The organism is Streptomyces sp. NPDC048696 (assembly GCF_043198895.1).
GTDB lineage: Bacteria > Actinomycetota > Actinomycetes > Streptomycetales > Streptomycetaceae > Streptomyces.
In genome coordinates this window covers 523,397-547,787 of record NZ_JBICVJ010000001.1, presented here as the reverse complement: position 1 = coordinate 547,787, position 24,391 = coordinate 523,397, and the positions used below count along the sequence as shown (strand labels likewise).

The 24,391-nt window shown below is 70.9% G+C and carries 22 protein-coding genes; 16 read left to right on the top strand and 6 right to left on the bottom strand.

All coding sequences use genetic code 11. From position 1 onward, the window contains the following. The first annotated feature begins 13 nt into the window (after nt 1-13). Complete coding sequence (locus tag ACGFRG_RS02425; protein ID WP_361417279.1) at nt 14-433, top strand: TOBE domain-containing protein; 420 nt, start codon at nt 14-16, stop codon at nt 431-433. A gap of 14 nt (nt 434-447) precedes the next feature. Here the strand turns inward: ACGFRG_RS02425 and ACGFRG_RS02420 are convergent, their stop codons facing one another. Next, complete coding sequence (locus tag ACGFRG_RS02420; RefSeq protein ID WP_393260535.1) at nt 448-2,421, bottom strand: GTP-binding protein; 1,974 nt, start codon at nt 2,419-2,421, stop codon at nt 448-450. A 319-nt stretch (nt 2,422-2,740) separates the two neighbouring features. Here ACGFRG_RS02420 and ACGFRG_RS02415 point away from each other — a divergent pair, with 319 nt between their 5' ends. The 5 genes from ACGFRG_RS02415 to ACGFRG_RS02395 all read left to right on the top strand — a co-directional run bounded on the left by ACGFRG_RS02415 (nt 2,741) and on the right by ACGFRG_RS02395 (nt 9,279). Beyond that, nucleotides 2,741-3,661: an alpha/beta hydrolase gene (locus ACGFRG_RS02415; RefSeq protein WP_393260816.1), complete on the top strand. Its 921-nt coding sequence runs from the start codon at nt 2,741-2,743 to the stop codon at nt 3,659-3,661. A 132-nt stretch (nt 3,662-3,793) separates the two neighbouring features. Next, nucleotides 3,794-4,120, top strand: coding sequence for a hypothetical protein (locus ACGFRG_RS02410; protein WP_361417273.1), 327 nt, complete (start codon nt 3,794-3,796; stop codon nt 4,118-4,120). Between the two features lie 282 nt (nt 4,121-4,402). Then, the gene (locus ACGFRG_RS02405) at nt 4,403-6,382 is read left to right on the top strand and encodes a glycoside hydrolase family 3 protein (RefSeq protein ID WP_393260532.1); all 1,980 of its coding nucleotides are present in this window, start codon (nt 4,403-4,405) and stop codon (nt 6,380-6,382) included. 247 nt (nt 6,383-6,629) lie between these two features. Next, nucleotides 6,630-8,348, top strand: a complete 1,719-nt coding sequence (locus tag ACGFRG_RS02400; protein WP_361417270.1) for an acyl-CoA dehydrogenase family protein — start codon at nt 6,630-6,632, stop codon at nt 8,346-8,348. Nucleotides 8,349-8,523: 175 nt separating this feature from the next. Further along, on the top strand, nt 8,524-9,279 hold the full coding sequence (locus ACGFRG_RS02395; protein WP_393260530.1) for an IclR family transcriptional regulator: 756 nt from the start codon (nt 8,524-8,526) through the stop codon (nt 9,277-9,279). A 141-nt stretch (nt 9,280-9,420) separates the two neighbouring features. On the opposite strand, the gene ACGFRG_RS02390 is transcribed toward ACGFRG_RS02395, so the two are convergent. Beyond that, nucleotides 9,421-9,711 (bottom strand): hypothetical protein, encoded by a 291-nt coding sequence (locus tag ACGFRG_RS02390; protein ID WP_393260527.1) that lies wholly within the window; start codon nt 9,709-9,711, stop codon nt 9,421-9,423. Between the two features lie 342 nt (nt 9,712-10,053). On the opposite strand from ACGFRG_RS02390, the gene ACGFRG_RS02385 reads away from it, so the two are divergent. Further along, nucleotides 10,054-10,599, top strand: coding sequence for a hypothetical protein (locus ACGFRG_RS02385; protein WP_393260525.1), 546 nt, complete (start codon nt 10,054-10,056; stop codon nt 10,597-10,599). Nucleotides 10,600-10,683: 84 nt separating this feature from the next. Here ACGFRG_RS02385 and gltX read toward each other — a convergent pair whose 3' ends face one another. Then, a complete protein-coding gene (gltX, locus tag ACGFRG_RS02380; protein ID WP_361418293.1) occupies nt 10,684-12,051 on the bottom strand; it encodes a glutamate--tRNA ligase in 1,368 nt (455 codons plus the stop codon). Nucleotides 12,052-12,571: 520 nt separating this feature from the next. Here gltX and ACGFRG_RS02375 point away from each other — a divergent pair. The 4 genes from ACGFRG_RS02375 (at nt 12,572) to ACGFRG_RS02360 (ending at nt 18,147) form a co-directional block, all read left to right on the top strand. After that, entirely contained in the window at nt 12,572-13,246 is a 675-nt protein-coding gene (locus ACGFRG_RS02375) for a response regulator transcription factor (protein ID WP_393260812.1), read from the top strand. A gap of 5 nt (nt 13,247-13,251) precedes the next feature. Then, nucleotides 13,252-14,532: an ATP-binding protein gene (locus tag ACGFRG_RS02370; protein ID WP_393260523.1), complete on the top strand. Its 1,281-nt coding sequence runs from the start codon at nt 13,252-13,254 to the stop codon at nt 14,530-14,532. A gap of 174 nt (nt 14,533-14,706) precedes the next feature. After that, nucleotides 14,707-15,486: an ABC transporter ATP-binding protein gene (locus ACGFRG_RS02365; protein WP_393260810.1), complete on the top strand. Its 780-nt coding sequence runs from the start codon at nt 14,707-14,709 to the stop codon at nt 15,484-15,486. Nucleotides 15,487-15,585: 99 nt separating this feature from the next. Further along, nucleotides 15,586-18,147 (top strand): ABC transporter permease, encoded by a 2,562-nt coding sequence (locus tag ACGFRG_RS02360; RefSeq protein WP_393260521.1) that lies wholly within the window; start codon nt 15,586-15,588, stop codon nt 18,145-18,147. A gap of 9 nt (nt 18,148-18,156) precedes the next feature. On the opposite strand, the gene ACGFRG_RS02355 is transcribed toward ACGFRG_RS02360, so the two are convergent. Further along, a complete protein-coding gene (locus tag ACGFRG_RS02355; RefSeq protein WP_361417250.1) occupies nt 18,157-19,104 on the bottom strand; it encodes an RNA polymerase sigma-70 factor in 948 nt (315 codons plus the stop codon). A gap of 173 nt (nt 19,105-19,277) precedes the next feature. On the opposite strand from ACGFRG_RS02355, the gene ACGFRG_RS02350 reads away from it, so the two are divergent. Beyond that, on the top strand, nt 19,278-19,763 hold the full coding sequence (locus tag ACGFRG_RS02350) for a carboxymuconolactone decarboxylase family protein (RefSeq protein WP_361417247.1): 486 nt from the start codon (nt 19,278-19,280) through the stop codon (nt 19,761-19,763). A 90-nt stretch (nt 19,764-19,853) separates the two neighbouring features. Here the strand turns inward: ACGFRG_RS02350 and ACGFRG_RS02345 are convergent, their stop codons facing one another. After that, the gene (locus ACGFRG_RS02345; protein ID WP_393260517.1) at nt 19,854-20,000 is read right to left on the bottom strand and encodes a hypothetical protein; all 147 of its coding nucleotides are present in this window, start codon (nt 19,998-20,000) and stop codon (nt 19,854-19,856) included. A gap of 34 nt (nt 20,001-20,034) precedes the next feature. Then, on the bottom strand, nt 20,035-20,457 hold the full coding sequence (locus tag ACGFRG_RS02340; protein WP_361417244.1) for a helix-turn-helix domain-containing protein: 423 nt from the start codon (nt 20,455-20,457) through the stop codon (nt 20,035-20,037). Between the two features lie 87 nt (nt 20,458-20,544). On the opposite strand from ACGFRG_RS02340, the gene ACGFRG_RS02335 reads away from it, so the two are divergent. From ACGFRG_RS02335 to ACGFRG_RS02320, 4 genes are all read left to right on the top strand, one after another. Further along, nucleotides 20,545-21,366, top strand: a complete 822-nt coding sequence (locus tag ACGFRG_RS02335) for an NmrA family NAD(P)-binding protein (RefSeq protein ID WP_393260515.1) — start codon at nt 20,545-20,547, stop codon at nt 21,364-21,366. A 309-nt stretch (nt 21,367-21,675) separates the two neighbouring features. Beyond that, nucleotides 21,676-22,641: a threonine/serine dehydratase gene (locus ACGFRG_RS02330; protein WP_393260512.1), complete on the top strand. Its 966-nt coding sequence runs from the start codon at nt 21,676-21,678 to the stop codon at nt 22,639-22,641. Between the two features lie 146 nt (nt 22,642-22,787). Then, nucleotides 22,788-23,240 (top strand): iron chaperone, encoded by a 453-nt coding sequence (locus tag ACGFRG_RS02325; protein WP_393260509.1) that lies wholly within the window; start codon nt 22,788-22,790, stop codon nt 23,238-23,240. Nucleotides 23,241-23,373: 133 nt separating this feature from the next. Continuing rightward, nucleotides 23,374-24,282 carry a pentapeptide repeat-containing protein gene (locus tag ACGFRG_RS02320; protein WP_393260506.1) on the top strand — a complete coding sequence of 303 codons (909 nt, stop codon included), beginning with the start codon at nt 23,374-23,376 and terminating at the stop codon, nt 24,280-24,282. Nucleotides 24,283-24,391 lie beyond the last annotated feature (109 nt).

Sequence of the window (24,391 nt, the reverse complement as noted above, 5' to 3'; positions counted from 1 at the left end):
GAGGCGTTCCTTCATGAGCCTGTCCATCCGCAATCAGATCCCCGGCACCGTCACCTCGGTCACTCCCGGCGAGGTCATGGCCACCGTCAAGGTGCGTCTGGAGGGCGGCCAGGACATGACGGCCGCCGTCACCCTGGAGGCCGTCAAGGAGCTGGGCATCGCCGAGGGCTCGGCCGTGCGCACCCTGATCAAGTCGACCGAGGTGGCCCTGGCGACCGGCCCGGTCGAGGGTCTGTCGATCCGCAACCAGATCGCCGGGACGGTCGCCGACGTCGCGACCGGCGGCGCCATGGCCTCGGTCAAGGTCGACATCAACGGCGGCGCGCTCACCGCCGCCATCACCAAGGACGCCGTCACCGACCTCGGCCTGGCCGCCGGTACCTCCGTGGTCGCGCTGATCAAATCGACGGAGATCGCCCTCGCGACGGCCTGAGCCATGCGCCTGCGTCACATCCGGCGGTGGGCGTGCAGCAGATACGCGTCACGGTGCAGCGGGTTGTGGTCCGTACGCACCCGGGTCCTCGGGTTCGCCGCCGCGCGGTAGTGGTCGAAGGCCGTCTCCAGAACGCCCTCGCCGCCGCACAGCCCGGGCAACTCCCGCTCAAGCCCGTGCACTTGGTCGGCCGGAAGATGGCCCTCGACGACGTACGCCTCGCCGTGGGCCGTCGGTGTGCCCGGCAGGGCGCGGCGGCGGGCCAGGGCGAGCGACACCGAGGCGTAGGTCTGCTGAGGGAACTCCAGGCGGAACCGGTGCATCGGCTCATGGACGACCGTTTCGGCCCGGTCCAGCGCGGTCATCAGGACGAGCGGGGTCAGGCCGCGGAAGTCGCCCGCCGTGCTCCTGATGCTGCAGAAGCCCGAGTGGGTCATCGTCACCACGCAGTCCGGCACCTGCCAGCCGTACAGGCCCTGCCGGAGCGTGGTGTGGACCGTTTCCTCGACGGCCCGCACATAGCCCAGCGGCAGCGAGCCGAGTTCGACCTCCAGCCGGAAGACGACACCGCCGCCGACCGGCCCCGGCTCCACCCGCAGTCCGACCGTCGCCAGGAACGGATTCCCGTCGTGGTCGATGATCTCGTGGGCCGACCCCGTGCCGCTCACGCGCTCGACGCAGATCGGCGTCGTCTCACGGAACTGGACGGCGAGGCCGTACTCCTCGGCGAGGGTGGTCTGCAGGACCTCCTTCTGCACCTCGCCGTAGAGGGAGACGGACAGCTGCCGGCCGTCCGGGTCCTGACGCAGTCCGATCAGCGGGTCCTGCTCGGCGAGCTGGGTCAGGGCCAGGTGCAGCGGGCCGCTGTCGGCCGGGGCGGCGGGCACGACGACGGTTTCCAGGGATGGCGGCGAGAAGACATGGCCGTCGGGGCGGCCGTCCGGAACACGCCCGACCACATCCCCGATCCGGACCACCGCAAGCCCGCGCAGCATCGCGATCTCCCCGGCCCGTACGGCGGGGCGATGCTCCAGCGTTCCCCGGTCGAAGACGGCGACATCGGTGGCCTTGGCCTCGGCGCCCCCGACCGGAACGCGCTCGCGGGCCCTGAGCTCTCCCGAGAACATCCGGACGTACGCGATCTTCTCGCCGCCCCGCCCGCGCTCCACCTTGAACACCCGACCCGACAGCGGACCTTCACCGCTGTGGCGTTCGGCGGGCAGCAGCTCCTGGATCGCCTCGACGAGCTCCGGGATACCCGCGCCGTTGATCGCCGAGCCGACGTACACCGGATGCACCCGCCCACGACGGGTCTGCGCCACGAGCGCGGCGCGCAGCCGGTCGTACGACAGGGCCGCCTCGTTCTCGACGTAGGAGGCGAGGAGGGCGTCGTCGTGGGTGGTGAGGGCATCGAGGAGCCGCCGGACGAAGGGGCCGTCGCCCTCGCCGAAGGCGGTGGTCCGTACGGCGGAAGTGCCGAGTCCGTCGGCGACGCGGCCCATCGCGATGACGGGCAGATCCAGCTTGCGCTCGATCTCGCGCAGCACGCGTGCGTCGTCGGCGCCGCGCCGGTCGGCCTTGTTGATGAACAGCAGGGTGGGGATGCCGAGCCGCTTGAGCGTGCGCATCAGCACGCGGGTCTGCGGCTGCACGCCCTCCACGGCGGACACGACGAGGACGGCGCCGTCCAGGACGCCGAGGACACGTTCGACCTCGGCGATGAAGTCGGGGTGCCCGGGGGTGTCGATGAGGTTGACGGAGACGGCCGAATCGCCGCTCCCCAGGCAGAAGTTGACGACCGCCGACTTGATGGTGATACCGCGCCGCCGCTCCAGCTCCATGCTGTCGGTCCGCGTGTTGCCCGCGTCGACGCTGCCGAGCGTGTCGATTACCCCGGCCGTGTGCAGTAGCCGTTCGGTCAGACTGGTCTTACCGGCGTCGACGTGCGCCAGGATCCCGAGGTTGAGCGTGCGTGGCGTGATGCGCATGAAGCGTCATGTCCTTCAGGTTGATGAGCGTTCCTTTCGTCTGGGACATGGACGTTCCGCGCATGATCAGCTCCCTTGGTCACGGGTGGTCTCACGCACAACACTGGCACAGCGGGCTTGAGCTGGGCGACTGGTTTTCCGGGGCGCCCGGCTTCCTCGCACTCGCGGCCGGGGTGGCAAGCTGTCCTGGTCGGGGGCGCGGTCGGGCGTCCCTTTGCCGAGGGGAGCTCTTGTCGTGGGTGTCGGTGACACGCCGTCGCGGCACGCCCGGTACGTGCCGCCTCCTGTCGACCCGGAGCTGCGTGCCGTGCTGGCGGCCATGGGGGAGGAGGCGCGGGAGCCGGTCACCCCGGAGGGTCTTGCCGCCTGGCAGAAGCGGGACGCTGCGGGACGGCCGAGGCCGACGGTCGAGGATCTGCGGGCCGACGGCCTCTTCGCGGTGGAGGAGCTGCGCGCGCCGGGTGCGCCGGGCGAGCCGGACGTCACGCTCGTGAGCGCGCGGCCCGCCGGAGTCGCCGGGCCGCTGCCGCTTCTGTACTACCTGCACGGCGGCGGGATGATCACGGGCAACGCATGGTCCGTACTGCCGCGCCTGCTGCGCGAATGGGCTCTTCCGCTGCCACTCGCCGTCATCTCCGTCGAGTACCGCCTGGCGCCGTACGCGCGGTACCCCGCACCGGTGGAGGACTGTTATGCCGGACTCGTCTGGGCGGTTGATCACGCGCGCGAACTGGGCCTCGACGCGGACCGCGTCATCGTCGGCGGGAAGAGCGCCGGCGGTGGACTCGCCGCCGCCCTCGCCCTCCTGACCCGCGACCGGGGCGGGCCGACCCCGATCGGCCAACTGCTCCTGAGCCCGATGCTGGACGATCGTGGCGACACGTTTTCCAGCCACCAGATGGCCGGTCACGACACCTGGGACCGCACCTCCAACGCGACGGCGTGGCAGGCCCTGTTGGGCGACCGGTACGGAGCCGAGGACCTGCCGCCCTACGCGGCCCCCGCCCGGGCCACGCATTTGTCCGGCCTGCCTCCGGTCTACATCGAGGTCGGGTCGGCCGAGACCTTCCGGGACGAGGCCGTGGCCTACGCCAATGCCGTCTGGCAGGCCGGTGGCGAGGCCGAACTGCACGTATGGCCCGGCGCGTGCCACGGGTTCGACACCCTCGCACCACGGGCGTGCCTCAGCCAGGACGCCCGCGACGCCCGCTCGCGCTGGCTTCGGCGGTTGCTCGGCTGATCAGTCGTTTCTCCGGCTGTCCGGATCACTTGTCCGGATCGCTCCGTGAAGGCTGTCAATGCCCAATATTGGGGATTCCGGGCCCGGTTGAGCCGGAGCAGTGTGGGCGCAGCCCGAAGAAGGAGTGAGCACATGACCGATCAGCAGTATGCCCGTCGCAAGGTCATGAAGGCGGCGGGGGGAGCAACTCTCGTCGCCGGTGCGGCGATCATGGGTACGCCCGCCGCCCGCGCCGCCGCCTCGCACAACCAGGCGCGGACCCTGGCGGGCCTTCCGATCCCGGACCGGGTGACGGCCTACCAGGACAACTGGCGCTTCTGCAACTACTGCTTCAGCCTCTGGTGGAACGGCGCGCCCACCAACGGCGCCTGCGCCTCCAGAAACTCCCCGGACGGCCAGCACCACGGTCCGGGCAGCTGGAACTTCTTCCTGCCGGCCAACCCTGCCGAGCACATCTGACAGCGGGGCGTGACGCCCCTGCGGGGGCGGGGGAGGCGTCGGGTCCGACTCCGGACCCGACGCCTCCCCCTTGCCGTCGTGGGCACAACCACCTCGCGCGGTCGACTCATGGTGGTGCCGAGGTCGGACGCGGCAGGGTACTGGTGGACTTCATGAAGTGAACGTGCGCGCGCTCCTTGACAGTGGATCAGCCCCACTGGCTTCATGTCTTGTGGCGTGAGCGAGCTGAGTGAGCTCGTCTGCCGCGTTTGAGAGCGCTCCCATCGATCAAGGAGCATCGACGTGACACTTCAGCCCGCACGCGGCGCCCTGCCGCGAACACGCACGACCGGCCGACGCACGACCGGCCGACGCACGGCAGGCGTACTGCTGGCCGCGGCCGCCCTGGTCGCCACCGCCGTGCCGGCCTCGTCGGCCCTGGCCGACCCCGGCACCGCGACCGCCGCCCATGACCGGACGACCGCGTACCTCAACCCGAAGCTGCCGGTGGCGCGGCGGGTCTCGGATCTGCTCGGCCGTATGACCACGGCGGAGAAGATCGGCCAGATGACCCAGGCCGAACGCGGCTCGGTCGACGCCGACCCCGCACAGATCACGCACCTCGGCCTCGGCTCGCTGCTGTCCGGCGGCGGGTCCACGCCGAAGCCCAACACCCCCGGGGCATGGGCGGACATGGTCGACGGCTACCAGGCGCACGCGCTCGCGACCCGGCTGCACATCCCGCTGCTGTACGGGATCGACTCCGTGCACGGGGACGGCAATCTGGTCGGCGCGACGATCTTCCCGCACAACATCGGCATGGGCGCCACGCGCGACCCCCAACTGGTGGCCGAGGAAGAGCACATCACCGCCACCGAGACCCGGGCCACCGGCCCGCAGTGGGTCTTCGCACCGTGCGTGTGCGTCGCCCGCGACGACCGCTGGGGCCGTACCTACGAGAGCTTCGGCGAGGATCCGGCGCTGGTCCGGCGGATGGAAAGCGCCATCGACGGCTTCCAGGGCACCCGTACGAAGGATCTGGCCCGGCCCGACCGCGTGCTGGCCACCGTCAAGCACTACGCCGGTGACGGCGACACCACCTACGGCACCTCCACCACCGGTGACTACACCATCGACCGGGGCGTCACCCGCACCAGCCACCGGCGCTTCGACGCCGTCGACCTGGCTCCGTACGTCACCGCCGTTCAGGTCCACGGCGCCGGCAGCGTGATGCCGTCCTACTCGTCCGTCCAGTGGACCGACGTGCCGGGCAGTCAGCCGGTCAAGATGAGCGCCAGCAAGGAACTGCTCACCGACGTCCTCAAGCGGAAGATCGGTTTCGAGGGCTTCCTCATCAGCGACTGGGACGCCATCACCCAACTGCCGGGCGACTTCGCGACCCAGGTCCGCACCTCCGTGAACGCCGGTATGGACATGTTCATGCAGCCATACGACGCCCCGCAGTTCGAGCAGGCTCTCGCCGCCGAGGTCCAGGCCGGCCGGGTCCCGATGTCCCGCATCGACGACGCGGTCTCCCGCATTCTGCGCGCCAAGTTCCAACTCGGCCTGTTCGAGCACCCGTTCACCGACCGGACCAACATCGGCACCGTCGGCTCGCCCGCCCACCGGGCCGTGGCCCGCCGCGCGGTCGCCGAGTCCCAGGTCCTGCTCAAGAACGACCACCACGCGCTGCCGCTCAAGCCCTCCCAGCGCATCTACGTCGCCGGGGTCAACGCGAGCGACCTCGGCAATCAGGCCGGTGGCTGGACCGTGACCTGGCAGGGCCAGTCCGGCAACACCGCCTTCCCCGGCACCACCATCCTGCAGGGCATCCAGAACGAGGCGAAGAACGTCACATACAGTGCCGACGCCACCGCCCCCATGAGCGGTCACGACGTCGGCATCGTCGTCGTCGGCGAGACCCCCTACGCGGAAGGCGTCGGCGACGTCGGCACCGGCGGGCACACCCTCGGTCTCTCCGCCACGGACCGGGCCAACATCGACCGCGTGTGTTCGGCCATCAAGACGTGTCTGGTCCTCGACGTCGCGGGCCGACCGCAGATCATCACCGGTGAACTGCCCAAGGCGGACGCCTTCGTCATGTCCTGGCTGCCCGGCAGCGAAGGAGCGGGAGTCGCGGACGTCCTGTTCGGCAAGCGCCCCTTCACCGGCAAGCTCCCCGTCACCTGGCCCCGCAGCGAGGCCCAGGAACCGATCAACGTGGGCGACGTCCACTACGACCCGCTGTTCCCCTATGGGTACGGCCTGACCGCCAAGCACTGATCCACGGGGCCGGGGAGTCCTCTGCCGCCCGGGTGAGCCGGGTCTCACTCGGGCGGTGAGACTTGTTTATGCAACGAGTTGCATAGAAGGATTCGAGGTATGGCGTGCGAACACTCGATCCTCGTCTCTCCGCCGCACGGGCCAGGCTCCGGCCATGAGCGCCGCCGGGCGATTCGAGCGGTCCAGTCGGTTCTTCACGCGTGACCCACCGACCTTGAACCCTCACCGCTCGAAAGGCGAAACCTCCGTGGCCGACGCTCTGCTGTTCAACCCGCGTACCTACGACCCTCAGCACTTCGACCCCGAGACCCGCCGGCTGCTGCGGGCCACCGTCGACTGGTTCGAGGCGCGCGGCAAGCGCAAGCTGATCGAGGACTACCGTTCACGGGCCTGGCTGGCGGACTTCCTCGCGTTCTCCGCCAAGGAGGGCCTGTTCGCCACCTTCCTCACCCCGGCCGCCGACGCCGCGAACCAGGACCAGCGCTGGGACACCGCCCGGATCGCCGCCCTCAACGAGATCTTCGGGTTCTACGGCCTCGACTACTGGTACGCCTGGCAGGTCACCATCCTCGGCCTCGGCCCGGTGTGGCAGAGCGACAACGCCGCCGCCCGTGCCCGCGCGGCCGAACTCCTCGCCCAGGGCGAGGTGTTCGCGTTCGGCCTGTCCGAGAAGACGCACGGCGCCGACATCTACTCCACCGACATGCTCCTTGAGCCCGACGGCGACGGCGGCTTCCGGGCCACCGGTTCCAAGTACTACATCGGCAACGGCAACGCCGCCGGGCTCGTCTCGGTCTTCGGCCGCCGCACCGACGTCGAGGGCCCGGACGGCTACGTGTTCTTCGCCGCCGACAGCCGCCACCCGGCGTACCACCTAGTCAAGAACGTCGTCGACTCGTCGAAGTACGTCAGCGAGTTCCGCCTTGCGGACTACCCGGTCGCCCCGGGCGACGTCCTGCACACCGGTCGCGCCGCCTTCGACGCCGCCCTCAACACCGTCAACGTCGGCAAGTTCAACCTCTGCACCGCCTCCATCGGCATCTGCGAGCACGCGATGTACGAGGCCGTCACCCACGCGCACAACCGCATCCTCTACGGCCGCCCCGTCACCGCCTTCCCGCACGTGCGCCGGGAGCTGACGGACGCGTACGTACGTCTGGTGGGCATGAAGCTCTTCAGTGACCGCGCGGTCGACTACTTCCGCTCGGCCGGGCCGGACGACCGCCGTTACCTCCTCTTCAACCCGATGACGAAGATGAAGGTGACCACGGAGGGCGAGAAGGTCATCGACCTGATGTGGGACGTCATCGCCGCCAAGGGCTTCGAGAAGGACAACTACTTCGCCCAGGCGGCCGTCGAGATCCGCGGCCTGCCCAAGCTGGAGGGCACGGTCCACGTCAACCTCGCGCTGATCCTCAAGTTCATGCGCAACCACCTGCTGGAGCCCGTCGAGTACCCGGCCGTGCCGACCCGCCTCGACGCGGCCGACGACGACTTCCTCTTCCGGCAGGGACCGGCTCGTGGCCTGGGTTCCGTACGCTTCCACGACTGGCGCGCCGCCTACGACGCGTACGCCGCACTGCCCAACGTCGCGCGCTTGCGGGAGCAGGCCGACGCCCTGTGCGAGTTCGTCGCCACCGCGGCCCCCGACGAGGAGCAGAGCCGCGACCTCGACCTCCTGCTCGCCGTCGGCCAGCTGTTCGCGCTGGTCGTCCACGGCCAGCTGGTCCTGGAGCAGGCCCGCCTGTCGGGCCTGGACGAGGACGTGCTGGACGAACTGTTCGCCGTCCTCGTCCGTGACTTCTCCGCGCACGCCGTGGAGCTGCACGGCAAGGACTCCGCCACCGAGCAGCAGCAGACCTGGGCGCTCGACGCGGTCCGCCGCCCGGCTGTCGACGCGGCCCGCTCGGCGCGGGTCTGGGAGCGGGTGGAGGCGCTGTCCGGGGCGTACGAGATGGCGCAGTGACAAGCCGCCCGCTGAGCCGGCGCAGAGCCGTCCAAGAGCCGTCGGCTCAGCGGGCGTCGACAGCCGTGGTCCCCTGGTGGTCCTTCCTGGCGTAAATGCTGTCAATACCCAATATCCGGGATTCCTGGCCGAGTTGGAGCCGGAGCAGTCTTGGCGCAGCCTGAAGGGGGTTGCGATGGAGTCCACGGGGGTGTCCCCACACGCCGTACGAAGACCGGGAGCCGGCGCCGGGCGCGGCGTGCTGGAAGGGGCGTTCGCGCTGTTGGAAGGGCTTGCCGGGGTGGACGAGGCCGGGCTGAGCTACCTGGCGTCCCGGGCGGGACTTCCCAAGGCGACCGCGCACCGCCTCCTCGACCAACTGGCGGGGCTGGGCGCGGTGGAGCGCCGGGACGGTCGCTACCGCATGGGTGCGACGGTCGCGCGCCTGGGGCGCGCCTGGCGGACCCATCGCATGGTGGAGAGAGCCGCCGCTCTACCGCTGAGGCGTCTCGCGGCTCAGACCCGGGGCGGCGCGGCCGCGGTGGCGCCCTGCGGCGGTGACATGGTGGTCATCGCCCGGCTGCCCGGGGCGACGGACGCGGCCTTCCCTTTTGTCACCGGGTCCGTTATGCCGCCGGGCAGTGCGGCCGCTGTCGTCGTCGCGGCGTCCGGCACCGCGACGCAGCCGCCCGCCGGCTGTTCCACCGCCGACTGGTCACGTCGGCTCTCCGCCGCACGGGAACACGGCGTGGCCGTACATCACTCCGAGGGGGAGGTGCCGATGTGCTGTGTGGTGGCACCGGTGCATGCGCGGTCCGGGGCCGTTGTCGCGGCTGTGGGAGTGACGCTCCTCGACGGCCGCCGACCGGGTCCCGCCGCGGATGCCGTCAGGCACGCGGCCCGCGCGGCCAGCGTGAACCTGACCCGTATGCCCGCCGCCTGGCACTTGTGACGGCGGGCCCGGCATGGCTCCCGATGAGCGGTCGTTCCCTTTGATCGGAACAGCCGTTCCGCTGAACGGAACCGAAATGGCCGCGGAGCGCAGTGGCCGGACAGAGTGGGGCTGTGCCGGGCCGGTCGGCCCGGCCGTCACTCACAGCGGGGAGAAGCAGATGGCAATCCGTAGGAAAACAGCCGGTGTTGTGGCCGCGGTCGTCGCGAGCGTCGGTTTGGCGACGGCGGCGTCAGCGGCGACGGCGGCATCGGGCTCCGGCACGCCCAAGCCGGCCCCCAGGGCCGTCAAGGCGTCGGCAGCGACGGCGGGCACGCCGGTGTTCGGTACGGCCGCCCAGCTGGCCGGCGGATCGACCGGTAGCGCGTACGCGTACTGCCCGTCGGGTACGGCGCCGACGGGCGGTGGCGGGTCGACCAGCGCCTGGGACATCTTCCTTACCGACTCCTACGCCTCCGGCAGCAGCTGGGTCGTCAGGGGGAAGAACACCGGGACGGGGACTGAGTCCCTGACGGCCTTCGTGCTCTGCCAGTAACCCTTCCGCGCAGGGGAGGGATCCCGGGCAGGGGAGGGGCCGCTCGCACGCCTCTGCTGCCCGCCCGGGGTTTCCCGCGCGCACGGGGCGGGTCTTTCGGGCCCGCCCCGTGCTTTTGGGGCTTTTCGGCCCACCCCGAAAGTCCGGGCGTTCGCAGCCCGTACACGATGCACTGGCCGTGGCAGTCAGCCGCCCCCGGCGGGCGGCTCAACCGACGCGACGGTCAGGAGACCAGCCACATGGCCATGCTTCGCAGGACAAGACGTGCCGTGCCCGCGATCGCCGCCGCCCTCGCCGCAGGAGCACTCGCTCTCTCCGGCGCGGGCAGCGCACAGGCGGCGCCCGGCCCCGCCGCCGTCATGCGGCCGATGGACGGCGGCACGTGTACCGGGAACTGGCACTACATCGGGAGCCCGGGGAACTTCTATATGTACGGCGAGTACGCGGGGCAGGTGCAGCAGCTCTGGGACTCCTCCTGCAACCGGACCCAGGCCCACTGGCAGTGGGCCGGACAGTTCCAGAACGACCACGCCCGTGACAACCCGACGGTCTGCGTGGCCCTGGTCTCGCCCACCTCGGGCGTGGTCGAGCCGTACGCCTGCGGCTCCATCGGCCAGAAGGACGTCAGCTCGTACGGGTGGGTGCACGACGGCAACCCGGACGACTGGCGTGCGCAGGCCAACATGTGGACGGCGAACCGCAACTGCTACAACGACGCGTGGGGCACCGACCACTGGTACGGCGGGGCGGACTGGGCCCAGCCGCACACCGGCGGACTCTGCTGAGGCATCGCCCACCCCACTGATCACCCGGCCCGGGCGGTGGACACACCGCCCGGGCCGGGCTCGTCAGCCGTTCGTACGCCGGTGTCAGCCGACCAGTTTCGCCAGGGCCGCGTCGATCCGGGCCAGGGTCTTCTCCTTGCCCAGGATCTCCAGGGACTCGAAGAGCGGGAGGCCGACCGTGCGGCCGGTGACGGCCACGCGGACCGGGGCCTGCGCCTTGCCGAGCTTGAGGCCGTGCTCCTCACCGGCCGCCAGTACGGCGTCCTTCAAGGACTCGGGGCTCGTCCAGTCGGCCGCGTCGAGGTTGACGCGAGCCGACTTCAACAGGGCGTCCGAGCCGTCCTTCATCGCCTTCGCCCACGAGGCCTCGTCCTCGACCGGCTCCTTCAGGAACATGAAGTCGACATTGGCGGTGATGTCCGAGAGGACGGCGAGCCGGGTCCGGGCGTGGGGCGCGAGCGCTTCCCAGGCCGCCTGATCGAAGTCCTCGGGCGCCCACTCGGCGTACGGCGCACGCAGCCACGGCCGGCACGCCTCGACGAACTCGTTCAGGGGGAGCCCACGCACGTACTCACCGTTGAACGCCGTCAGCTTCTTGATGTCGAAGAAGGCGGGGGACGTGTTCACGTCCTCGACGCGGAACCTCTGCTCCAGTTCGGCGTACGGCCGCAGCTCGACGTCGTCGCCCGGACCCCAGCCGAGCAGCATCAGGTAGTTGGTCATCGCCTCGGGGAGAAACCCCTCGGCGAGGTAGTCCTCCAGAGCCACCTTGTCGCGGCGCTTGGACAGCTTCTGCCGCTTCTCGTTGACGATCACGGGGAGATGCGCCCACACCGGAGGCTCGGCTCCCAGCGCCTCCCACAGCAACTGCTGCTTCGGCGTGTTCGACAGGTGCTCCTCACCCCGGATGACCTGGGTGATCCCCTCGTCGAGGTCATCGACCACGTTCGCGATCAGGAACACGGGGGAGCCGTCACCGCGGGCGATCACGAAGTCCTCGATGGCGGAGTTCGGGAAACTCGGCTCGCCCCGGATCAGATCCACGACGACCGTCGCGCCCTCGTCGGGAGTACGGAAGCGCAAGGCCCGTCCCTCCGCGTACTCCAGCCCCCGTTCGCGGCAGAAGCCGTCATAACCGAGCTGCTGAGACCCGGTCCGCTCCTGGACCTGCTCCCGCGCGCAGTCGCAGTAGTACGCGCGCCCGGCCGCGTGGAGCTGCTGAGCGGCTTCCCGGTGCCGGTCGGCGTTGTGCGACTGGAAGTACGGGCCTTCGAACGCGGGGTCCGCTTCGGAGATCCCGATGGCGGCGAGGGCGTTGATGATGCCGTCGATCCACTCGGGCTTGTTGCGCGCGGTGTCGGTGTCCTCGATCCGCAGGACGAACTTCCCGTTGGACTGTCGCGCGACGGCCCAGTTGTAGAGAGCGGACCTGGCTCCACCGACATGGAACATCCCGGTCGGAGAGGGAGCGAAACGTACACGTACTGGGGCAGCGGACATGCCGCAAGCCTACCGATCTGCTGCCGATGCCTGCGCGCGGCCGAGGGGGGCGGGCACGGGAACTGTGTCCCCGGTCAGGCGATCAGCGCTCTTTGTATCGGGTGCGTATCAGAAAGCGCTTGGTCGCCCATCGAATCAGGGAGCCTGCTCACGGCGAAGGGGTCCGCAGGGGAGCGGGAGTGCTGCGGTTGTTTCCGCCTTCCGGGGTGGTGATACCCGGGCCGACCTGGGCGTTCATGGATGGGAGTCGCCGTCGGGAAGGGGGCGGGTGTTCCCACGTGTGACGCGGTCGCCGTGCCCGGTCTCTGTCGTATCGTTCCCTTCAGGTCGTCGTCGCTGCGCCTGTGCACCGCCGGGATCGCTCGCCCGCCCGGACCGTCCGAACAGGAGTCATCCACCCGTGTCCTCGTCCGCCCCGGCCGGGGCCTCTTCGCGGCCTGTTCGTGTGTTGCTGGTGGAGGACGACGAGCTGATGCGGCGGTCCTTCACCGTCGCCCTTGAGCGCTATGGCTATGAGATGGAGGCCGCCGCCGACGGGCTTGACGGGCTTGAGCTCTTCCGGGACCGGCACGCGGGCTTCGACCTGCTCATTCTGGATGTGATGCTGCCCGGTCTCGATGGGATCGGGTTGTGCCGCCGGGTGCGGGAGACCAGCCTGGTGCCCGTTCTGATGATGTCCGCTCGCGGTGACGGGCTCGATGTCGTCGCCGGTCTGGAGGCCGGAGCGGACGACTATGTGGTCAAGCCGGTGGACACGTACGTCCTCGTGGCACGTATCCGCTCGCTGCTGCGGCGGGCGACCTACGCGCCGGCCACTTTGGGAACCGGGCACGCCGCAGACGAGGGGCCGTCCTCCGAGGGGGAGGTGCTGGTCTTCGGGGATCTGACCATCGACACGGCCGGCATGGAGGTGTCCGTCGCCGGAAGCCCGGTCGCGCTGACGCCGACCGAGCTGAAGCTGCTCCTTGAGTTCGCCGCCCACCCGGGCGTCGTCCTGGAACGGCACACGCTTTTGCGCGACGTCTGGGAGTACGGCTGGGACGGCGACAGCCGGGTCGTGGATCTGTGTGTGCAGCGGCTGCGCCGGAAGCTGGGGCGGGAGCGGATCGAGACCGTCCGCGGCTTCGGCTACAAGTTCAGGCGCTGAGAGCGGTGCGTAGGGTCCCGCGGTCGCGTACGTTCTCAGGGCTGCGGCCTGCTCGTGCGTCCCTGCGTTGGAAGATCGCGGCGCTGGTCGCCGCCACGGCGTGCCTCGTCGTGGCGGCGGTGGGCGTGCTGGTGCACTTGTGGATCGCGCGGGACATCCGCGACCGGGCCGAGGCGCGGGCCTTCAACAGCGTCTACTCGGCCATGGAGACATACCGGCGCACCGGAACGCTTGCGGACGGCGCACAGCTAGATCCGGTCGAGCTGCCCCACGCACTGCGCCACCCGGCCGACGGCGACCGGCACACCGCCTACGACGGGCACGTCGACGCGAACGTGGGGCCGAGCTTCTGGGGTGCCCAGCGGACCGGCGGCCCGGGCAGCCCGGTGCTCGCCTACCGGGTCAACATGAGCAGCGAGCTCTACACGCTGCGCCAACTCGACATGACCATGACGGTGGCCTCGCTGGTCGCGCTCGCGGCGGCCACACCCCTGGCGGTGTACGGCGCGGGGCTGGTCGCCCGCAGACTGCGGCGCGTCTCGGAGACCGCGGGCCGGATCTCCGCCGGGGACCTGGACGCCCGGACCGGGCCCACCAAGGGCCACGACGAGGTGGCCGACATCGCCGCCACCGTCGACCTCATGGCCGACACCCTCGGCCAACGGCTGCGCACCGAGCGGCGGTTCACCGCGGACGTGGCCCACGAGTTGCGTACCCCTGTGGGCGGTCTGCTGGCCGCCGTCGACCTGCTGCCGCCCGGTGAGACGGAGGATCTGCTCCGCGCCCGGGTACGCGATCTGCGGGGCCTGGTCGAGGACCTGCTGGAGATCTCCCGGCTGGACGCCGGTGCCGAACAACCCGTCCGCGCGCGGGTGCCGCTCGGCGCCGTCGTCCGCGAGGCCGTGACACGCACCGGCTTCGACACCGAGGTCGCCGTCGCCGCCGCGCCGGGCGCGGAGGGTGACGTCACAGTGGAGACCGACCCGCGCCGCCTGGAGCGGATCGTGGGCAACCTCGTCGTCAACGCCCACCGGCACGGCAACACCCCGGTGCGGGTCACCGTCGAGGGACGTACGGTCGTCGTACGCGACCACGGCCCCGGCTTCCCCAAGGACCTGCTGCTGCACGGCCCGCGCCGGTTCCAGACGGGTGCCACGGAACGCGGCTCGGGCCACGGCCTGGGCCTGACCATCGCCCAAGGGCAGGCCCGGCTCCTCGGCGCCGAGCTGCGTTTCGACAACGCCCCGGACGGCGGCGCAGTCGCCACCCTGCGCCTGCCGGACTGACCGCCGGACCCCTGCGTAACCGCAACTACGCAACCGCTACGAAGCGGCGCGTACGCCGATACACAGCCGCCCAGGCCCCGATACGTTCTCCGGGCACCCTTCGAAGTGCGCGTTTCCGCACTTGAAGAGGAGTCCCTTGTGACCGTCACCCCCTTTGCCCCGTACGCGACGCACATGACGCCCGGGGTCGCGGCCGCCACCACCGACCTGACCAAGGTCTACGGCAGCGGCGACACCCGGGTCGTGGCCCTGGACCGGGTCGGCATCGAGTTCCGGGAGGGGGAGTTCACCGCGATCATGGGCCCCTCCGGCTGCGGCAAGTCCACCCTGATGCACTGTGCCGCCGGGCTCGACACCCCCACCTCCGGCTCCGTCCGTATCGGCACCACCGAACTGGGCAGGCTCGGCGACCGGCAGCTCACCCAGCTGCGCCGCGACCGGATCGGTTTCATCTTCCAGGCGTTCAACCTGCTGCCCACCCTGACCGCCCTTGAGAACATCACGCTGCCGCTGACCATCGCCGGACGCCGCCCCGACCGGCAGTGGCTGGAACGCGTGGTCGCCATGGTCGGCCTTTCCGAGCGCCTTGGCCACCGGCCCGCGCAGCTGTCCGGCGGGCAGCAGCAGCGCGTCGCGGTCGCGCGCGCCCTGGCCTCGCAGCCCGCGATCATCTTCGGTGACGAGCCCACCGGCAACCTCGACTCCCGGGCCGGGGCCGAAGTCCTCGGCTTCCTGCGCGACTCGGTGCGCGAGCTCGGCCAGACCGTCGTCATGGTCACCCACGACCCCGTCGCCGCCGGCTACGCCGACCGCGTGGTCTTCCTCGCCGACGGCCGCCTGGTCGACGAGATGACCCGTCCCACCCCGGACCGGGTCATGGACCTGATGCTGCATTTTTCGGGGGAACACCACAAGACCCGCGACTCCGACGCCCGCCCGCATCACACCAGTTGACGTTCCGTCACCCCGTCACCCCGTCACCCCGTTGCCCCAGGACCGAACCCCGCCCTCGCTCGCACCCGACCGTCGAGCCCACGACCCTGAAAGCTCCCCATGCTGAGAACAGCCCTGCGCAACATCCTGGCGCACAAGGCCCGTCAGATCATGACCGTCCTCGCGGTCTGCCTGGGTGTCGCGTTCGTCAGCGGCACTCTCGTCTTCGCGGACTCCACCGCCGAGGCCCACCGCGCCGCCGCGTCGAAGAACTTCGCCGACATCGCCGTCACCGTGACCGCGAAGGAATCACCTCCCGGGACCTCGGCGGACGGGCGGACGAGTGTGCTGGACGACGCGCTCGTGCGGAGACTGGCCGCCGTGCCCGGTGTCGCCGCCGTACGGCCGTCGGCCGACGGATCCGCCGCCCTGAACGCGGCGGACGGCACCCCGCTGCGGGTCAGGCCGGGGGCGAACCCGGCCGCCGCCTACGTACCCGGCGCGGACGGCAACGACAGCCGCTACCCGCTGGTCAAGGGCCACGCCCCGAGGCACAGCGGTGAACTCGCCGTGGACAGCGGCACCGCGGCGGCCGGCCACCTCGGCATCGGCGATACCGTCACACTGGCCACCGACGGCCCGGTCATGACCAAGCGGCTGGTCGGCATCGTCACCACCGAGGACACCCGGGTGACCGCCGGCGGCACCCTCGCGCTGTTCGACAAGGCGACCGCCCAGAAGCTGTTCGCGACCCCGGGCCACTACACCGGGATCGATCTGTCCGCCGTGCCGGGCACCGACCAGTTCGCGCTCTCCCGGCGGGTCACCGACGTGCTCCCGGCCGACCGGGCCGAGGCCACCACCGGCGCCGCTCAGGCGGCTCAGCAGGCCATCCTCGTCGACACCCTGACCCGGGGTTACGAGAAGCTGCCGATGGTCTTCGCCGGGGTCTCGCTGTTCATCGGCTCGTTCCTCATCGTCAACACCTTCAGCATGCTGGTGGCGCGGCGCACCCGGGAGATCGCGCTGCTGCGGGCGATCGGCGCCTCGCGCCGCCAGGTGGCCCGATCGGTCCTGCTGGAGGCGCTGTTGGTCGGCGTCGTCGCATCGGCGGCCGGGTTCCTGCTCGGCCTCGGCATCGCCTCCGTGCTGCCCGACATCCTGAGCACCGGTGGAAACACGTTGCCTCACGGCCCCCTGGTCATCGGCCCGGCCTCCGTCGTGGCAGCGCTGGGGGTGGGTGTGGGCGTCACCGTGCTCTCCGCGTGGCTGCCGTCCCGCAGGGCGGCGAGGATCGCGCCCGTCGAGGCGATGCGTACGACGGAACAGCCGCCCACCGCCGCCCGATCGAGGATCCGCGGTGTGGCGGGCCTCGCCCTGCTCGTCCTCGGCGCCGGCTGGCTGCTGTCGCTCTCGGGAGCGAAGGACGCCTCGGAGGAGAACTTGCAGAGTGCGATGTTCGGCTGTGCCCTGCTCGTCGTCGCCCTGCTCGTCCTCGCGCCGCTGCTCGCCGTCCCGGTGATCCGGCTGACCGGACGGCTCACCGGCCGCTTCGGGGTCACCGGCCGCCTCGCCCGCGAGAACGCGCTGCGCGACCCGCGCCGTACCGCGACCACCGCCGCGACCCTTCTGATCAGCACCGCGCTGGTCGCCGGGCTCGCCGTCATCGGCAACTCCACCGGGCAGGCCCTCGACCGCCAGGCCGCGGCGGGCCTCGGCGCCGAGTACGTCATCAGCTCCCGCACCCCCACAACCGGCGTCGACCCGGCCGCCGTACGGCGGGTGGCCGACACCTCCGGGGTGCGGACCGCGAGCGCCGTCACGGACTCCACCCTGTTCGTCGGCGGCGGCGTCCGGGACATCTCCGGCGTCGACCCCGGGACCGTGGACAGCGTCATGAAGCTCGACTTCGTCAGCGGATCCGTGAAGGATCTCGGGCCGGGCCGGATCGCGGTCTCCCGGACCGTCGCCAGGGAAAACGGGGTGACGTCGGGCGGCCGGCTCAACGCCCGTATCGGCCCGGGCCAGGAGTTCACGCAGTACACCGTTGTGGGCGTCTACAAGGACAACCCCATCGCCCACGACGCGCTCGGCACCCGTACCGAGGTGTCGAAGAACAGCTTCACGCCCGGATCCGTCCAGCGGATCCTCGTCCGCACCGACAGCGGCGCGGTCTCGCAGACCACCGAGGACCGGCTGCGCAGCGCCGTGGGCGACAGTCCGCTGCTGAAGGTGCAGAACCGGCGACAACTCGTCGACGAGGCCGCCGGCACCATGGCCGACCTGTTGAACGTGATGTACGGGATGCTCGCCATCGGCGCCGTGATCGGCGCGCTCGGCATCGTGAACACCCTCGCCATGTCGGTCGCGGAACGCACCCGCGAGATCGGCGCACTGCGCGCCCTCGGCATGGACCGCGCGGGCATCCGGCGCATGATCCGCCTGGAAGCGGTGACCGTCGCCGGGTTCGGCACCCTGCTCGGCCTGGCGGGCGGAGTGTTCGGCGCCTGGGCGGTCGGCTCGCTGGCCAACGGCGCGATGGAGCAGTACTCCCTGGCGCTGCCCTGGGCGACGCTGCTCCTCCTCTGCCTGGTCTCCCTCGCCATCGGCGCGCTCGCGGCCGCCGTGCCGGCCCGTCGGGCAGCCGCGCTGAGCCCGCTGGAGGCCGTCGCACAGGCGTGACGTACGGGATCAGCGGCGCAGGGCGGTCTCCCGCTGCATGTGCGACAACTTCTCGGGGTTGCGCACGGCGTAGAGCCCGGTGATGAGTCCGTCGTCCATGCGTACCGCCACGACGGTGTCGATCGCCCCGTCGAGCCGCAGAACCAGTGCCGGGTAGGCGTTGACCTGTGCGGGCCGCAGCGACGACGTGGTGATTTTGTCCATCCCGGCGATCAGCAGACGGGCCACCTTGGCGGCCCCGAGCACCGGATTCAGGACGGCCTGCTTGACTCCGCCGCCGTCGCCCAGGAAGACGACATCCGGGGCGAGGATGTCGAGCAGGCCCTGCAAGTCGCCGGTCGCGGCGGCCCGTTGGAACGCGTCGAGCGCGTCCCGGGTCTGGGCCGGGGAAACGGTCCCGCGCGGCCGGCGCGCCGCGACGTGGGTGCGGGCCCGGTGCGCGATCTGGCGGACCGCGGCGGGGCTCTTGTCGACGGCCTCGGCGATCTCGTCGTAGTCGAGGTCGAACACCTCGCGCAGCACGAACACCGCCCGCTCGGTCGGCGCCAGCGTCTCAAGGACCAGCAGCATCGCCATCGAGACGCTGTCGGCCAGCTCGACGTCCTCGGCCACGTCGGGCACCGTGAGCAGGGGCGCGGGCAGCCAGGTGCCCACGTAGGACTCCTTGCGGCGGCCGAGCGTACGCAGCCGGATCAGCGCCTGGCGGGTGGTGATGCGGACCAGATACGCCCGTTGATCCCGTACCGCGTCGAGATCGACGCCCGCCCACCGCAGCCAGGTCTCCTGCAGCACGTCCTCGGCGTCGGCGGCCGAGCCGAGCATCTCGTAGGCGACGGTGAAGAGGAGGTTGCGGTGGGCGACGAAGGCGTCGGTGGCGGTGTCCGTACGCCTGCCGTGTCCGAGCTGCCCGGCGGGGTCCTCTGTACGCACGTTCTGCTCGCTGTGCTCGCTCTTCACCGGCTGCTCCTGCCTGTTCGCTCTCGATGGTGCCACGCGCACAAGACACCGGTCCCCGCGGTTTTGTGACACCCATGAGCGGTGGCGCACGTCACACTATCGGCCCGTCACAAGGCGCGGGCCGTCGGCATCTTGTGGTCGTTCAGCGCAACACCACGAGTGAGGACGAGGTCATGAACGAGCGAATCAACCTGTTGGAGAACGAGTTCGCCGGCAAGTTCACCAAGCGGTTCGCCAACGCCGGCCTGGTGATCCACCAGTCGACGCTGGCGAAGTCCACCCAGGAGCTGGTGTCGCTGCGCGTCAGCCAGATCAACGGCTGCGGCTGGTGCATCGACTTCCACACCAAGGAGGCCGCGGCCTCCGGTGAGAGCGCGCTCCGGCTCAACCTGGTTGCCGCCTGGCGCGAGTCCACCGTGTTCAGCGAGGCCGAGCAGGCCGCCCTGGCACTCGCCGAGGAGGGCACCCGCCTCGCCGACGCCCACCAGGGCGTGTCCGACGAGACCTGGGCGCAGGTGCGGGGGCACTACGACGACGACCAGATCGCCGCGCTGGTCTGCCTGGTCGCTCTGGTCAACGCGGCCAACCGGCTCGCCGTGATCGTCCACCAGAAGGGCGGCTCCTACGAGCCCGGCATGTTCGCCGCCGCACTCAACTGACCACCGGCCGCATCGGTCCCGGCCCGGGACGAACGGATCATGGTTCCTCGACGCGAGTCCCGCGGCCCTGCGGCAGGCCTGCGCAACTTCTCACCGGCTGTACGCGACAGTGAGCCGCAGCTGCGGTTTGTGCACCGAGCTGGGGATCGCCTTCATGCCGTACAGCCCGCTGGGCGGTATCTCCCGGGCGGGCGGCCTGGGCGCGTCGCACGCCGCGTTCGCCCGGATCGCCGCCATACCGTCGTCGGCAACGTGTCCGCGATGGTTGTTGTCAGCGGATGTCGTGGTCAGGGTGCGTCCGGTCGTATGTGTTCCGTGCCTCCGCGATCGCGGTGCGGTGGGCGAGGGACCAGTCGGCCAGTGCCTTGACCAGGTGGGTCAGGCCGGTTCCGGTCTCGGTCAGGCGGTAGTCGACCTGGGCCGGGACGGTCGGGTAGACCGTCCGCAGTACGAGGCCGTCGCGTTCCAGCCGGCGCACGGTGAGGGTCAGCATGCGCTGGGAGATGCCGTCGATGGCGCGCTGAAGCTCACGGAACCGGCGTGGCCCGCCCGCGAGTTCGACGATCACGAGTACCGACCACTTGTCCCCGATGCGGTCCAGGACGTCGCGGATACCGCAGTCGGGATGGTCCGCGCCCCCGCAGGGGTCGAGGTCGGCGGGGGTGGTGGTTACCCCGGTGTGCGTGGGTGACATCAAACTGCCTTCTTGTGGGCGACGCATGGCGGATCGAGGATCAATCGTAGTTACCGACGAGAACCACGACGGAAGACGGCGATTGACATGATCTTGGTGACGGGAGCCAACGGGAGCCTCGGCGCCGCCACTTTGGCGGCGCTGCGTGTCCGTGGCGCCGCCGCGACGGGCGGCAGCCGTACGCCGGGCGAGGGTATGCGGCGTCTCGACTTCGACGACCACGCGAGCCTCGGCCTCACCGGTGTGTCGACTCTGGTGCTGATCTCCGCCGGTTACGCCGAGGACGACCAGGTCGTCGAACGGCATGCGGCGGTCCTGGACGCCGCCGCCCGCGACGGTGTCCACCACGTCGTCTACACGAGCTTGACCGGCACCGCCGACCATCTCGGATTCGCGCTCGCGCACCGGGCGAGCGAACGGTTGGTGCGGGCGAGCGGAGTGCCGTGGACGATCCTGCGCAACGGTCTGTACGCCGAACTCTTCGGCGCGCTGCTGATGTGGTCCGAAGACGGTGTGGAGTCCGCGTTCGGCGACGGCGCCCTGGCCGCGGCCGCCCGGGACGACCTCGCCGAGGCCGCGGCGATCGTCGCGGCGGACCCGGCGCGGCACGACGGCCGTACGTACGACCTCGTCGGTACGCCGATCACGGCCGGGCAGGTGGCCGACCGGCTCGGCGTCCGGCACCGCACCATCGGCCTGGGCGAGTACCGGCGCAGGCTCCTCGACGACACCCCCGGTCTGCTGCCGTTCCAGCCGCCCATGCTCGCCTCGATCGCCACCGGCGTCCGGCACGGCTTCCTGGACGGCACCGCCCCCGACCTCGCGGACCTGCTCGGCCGCCCTGCCCGGGACCCACTGTCCGTGGCGGTCGCGGCTGCGTCCGCCGCGAGGCGGGGGGCGAGGGTTTAGCGGTTCGGCGGCGGGCGCTTGTTCGTACTTCCCTTCCGGCGGCGCGTCGCCGGCGAGCCGGTTGCGCCGGAGGGTGGTCAACAGGGCCGGGTCCGGCGCCTCTTCGCGCGACAGGCGGCTCGTACTACGCCCAGCCGGGCCGGCCGCACTTCGGGCCGCCGCGGCACGCCGTAGCATGGATTTCCCGCGGACCAGGGAAGGCGCTGGTCCAGCTCGCGTTCACCGTCCGGTCGGCGGCGAAGGAGGCGGCCACGGCGTGGCGCCCTGCTGCGAGCCGGCACCTTCTCATCGCAGCGCAGGAGCAACGAAGTGCAGCAGCTCACGTACGGCGACATCAAGGCCGCCACCGAACGGGTCGCCGGGCGCGTTCGCCCCGTCACCCTCGCCGCGGTCGAGTCCGGCGCGATCCCGACCGCCCACCGCGCCCCCTTCGGCCAGGTGTGGCTGGCGCTGGAGTTCATGCAGTTCACCGGCTCGTTCAAGGCGCGCGGCGCGCAGAACTTCATCCAGGCCCACCACGACGCCGGCACGCTGCCCGAAGCCGGGGTGACCATCGCGTCGGGCGGCAACGCCGGGCTGGCGTGCGCCTGGGCCGCCCAGCGGCAGGGCGTGCGTGCCACGGTGTTCCTCCCCACCAACGCCCCGGCGGTGAAGGTGGCCAAGCTGCGGGGCTACGGCGCCGAGGTGCGCCTGGTCGGTGCCGAGTACGCCGAGGCGCTCGAAGCGTGCGAGGAGTTCGCCACCACCACCGGCGCGCTCGCCTCCCACGCGTACGACCACCCGCTGATCGCCGCCGGGGCCGGCACGCTGCTGGAGGAGATCCGCCGTCAGATCCCCGACGTGGACACGGTGGTCGTCGCGGTCGGTGGCGGTGGTCTCTTCGCCGGGGTGGCCACCGCCGCCCGGCACCACGGCATCCGTACGGTCGCGGTCGAACCGGAGAACTGCCGCGCGCTGAACGCCGCCATCGAGTCGGGCCGGGTGGTCGACGTCCCCGTCGACTCGATCGCCGCCGACTCCCTGGGCGCCCGCCGCACTTCCGAGATGGCCCTCGCGGCCGCCCGGCACGACGGTGTCCGCTCCGTCCTCGTCCCGGACAGCGAGATCGTCCGCGCCCGCCAGGCGCTCTGGGACCACCGGCGGCTCGCGGTGGAACACGGCGCGGCCACGGCGCTGGCGGGCCTGCTCACAGCCGACCAGCGGATTCCCGGCGAGAAGGTCTGCGTGGTGCTCTGCGGGGCTAACACCGACGCCCGCACGCTGATCCAGCCCTGAGCACCGGCAACCGGCATCGGTACGGGGTGGGCCTCGCGGCTGCTGTTCGTGCTGGTCACCGGCGTGCTGAGCCCCGTTGTCAGTGGGCCGGACTAAGGTCCCTCTCAAGATCCCGCACCGCAAGGTCCTCAAGGGGGAGCACAGTCATGAGCAGCGCGGACAACAGCACGTACGAGGGATTCACGGCCGAGGAGCGGGCCGCGATGAAGGACCACGCCAAGGAGCTGAAGGCGGCAGCACGCCGGACCTCGCGCGAGGAGAAGGCGGCGCAGGCGGCACAGGACGTGCTCGCGAAGATCGCCGAGATGCAGGACTCGGACCGCGTCATGGCCGAGCGCGTCCACGCCGTCATCACCGCCAACGCCCCGACCCTCGCGCCGAAGCTCTGGTACGGGATGCCCGCCTACGCCCTCGACGGCAAGGTCGTCTGCTTCTTCCAGTGCGCGGACAAGTTCAAGACGCGCTACGCGACGCTCGGCTTCAGCGACCTGGCGAAGCTGGACGAGGGCACGATGTGGGCGAACGCCTTCGCTCTGACCGAGGTGACGGCCGAGGTCGAGGCGCGGATCGGTGCGCTCGTGAAGCGTGCGGTGAACTGAGACGTACGCCGGTGCCCGGGCCACGACGTGCGGTCGGCGGGCGTTCTCTCCACCTCGAACACCCGGCAATTTCACGGCAATTGTTGGCGCTTGGGTTGTTCCTCCGGGGCGTGAGCGCTGGCTCACTGTCCGTATGACGTTACTGACAGGGGTCGGCGCCGCGGTGGTCGCAGCGGGGCTCCTCTTCGCCCTTCTCGGTCCGGTGGCGCACGGGCTGACCCGGAGTCTGCCGGTGGACAGCACACCCCCCAAGGAGCGTCACGACGCCCTCACGGCGAACCGTGATCTCCTCCTGAAGTCACTGACCGGTCTGCTCGCCCTGGGCGCGCTGGCGTACACGGCGCAGACGTTCCGGGTCGCACAGCAGCAGGCGGCGACCGCCGTGCAGGGTCAGGTGACCGACCGGTACACCAAGGCGATCGAGGAACTGGACGCGGACGGCCCCGGCAAGGAGGACATCCGCATCGGCGCGATGTACGCGCTGGAGTGGTTGATGGGCGACTCCCCGCGCGACCACAACACCGTCGTGGACGTGCTCGCGTCCTTCGTCCGCCACCACGACAAGGCAGCGGGCGATTCGGCCGCACCGTCCGACGAGGCCCTGGGGCCCGGCGACGTCCGGGCCGCGCTCACTGTCCTCGGCCGCCGGGATCGCCGGGGCGAGACCCACCGGCTCGATCTGCGGGACATCGGCGTCGCCCATATGGACCTTGAACAGGCTGATCTCTACCACGCCGACCTGTTCCAGGCCGATCTGCAAAAAGCCCGTCTGGCCAAGGCCGATCTCCGGACCGCCTCGCTGGTCGCCGCCAGACTTCAGGGCGCGCGTCTGCCCGGGGCCGACCTGCGCCGGGCACATCTCGACGGCGCCGACCTGACCGGCGCCGACCTCGCGCGAGCGGACCTGCGCGGAACGGACTTCACCGCCGCGCACAGTCCCGACGCGGATCCCCAGCCCGCGGCGAAAGGACTGACCTGCGCCCAACTGCGCACGGCGATCACCGACGGGACGACACGCCTGCCGTCTGCCTTGTCCTGCTGACCGCTTGCCCGCCGCGGGTGTGGCGCCGCTCGGTGCGCTTGAGGAGCTTTCGCTTGAGCAGCTTCGCCACCTCCCGGTCCGTCCTCACCGTAGCGATCACCCGAAGGGG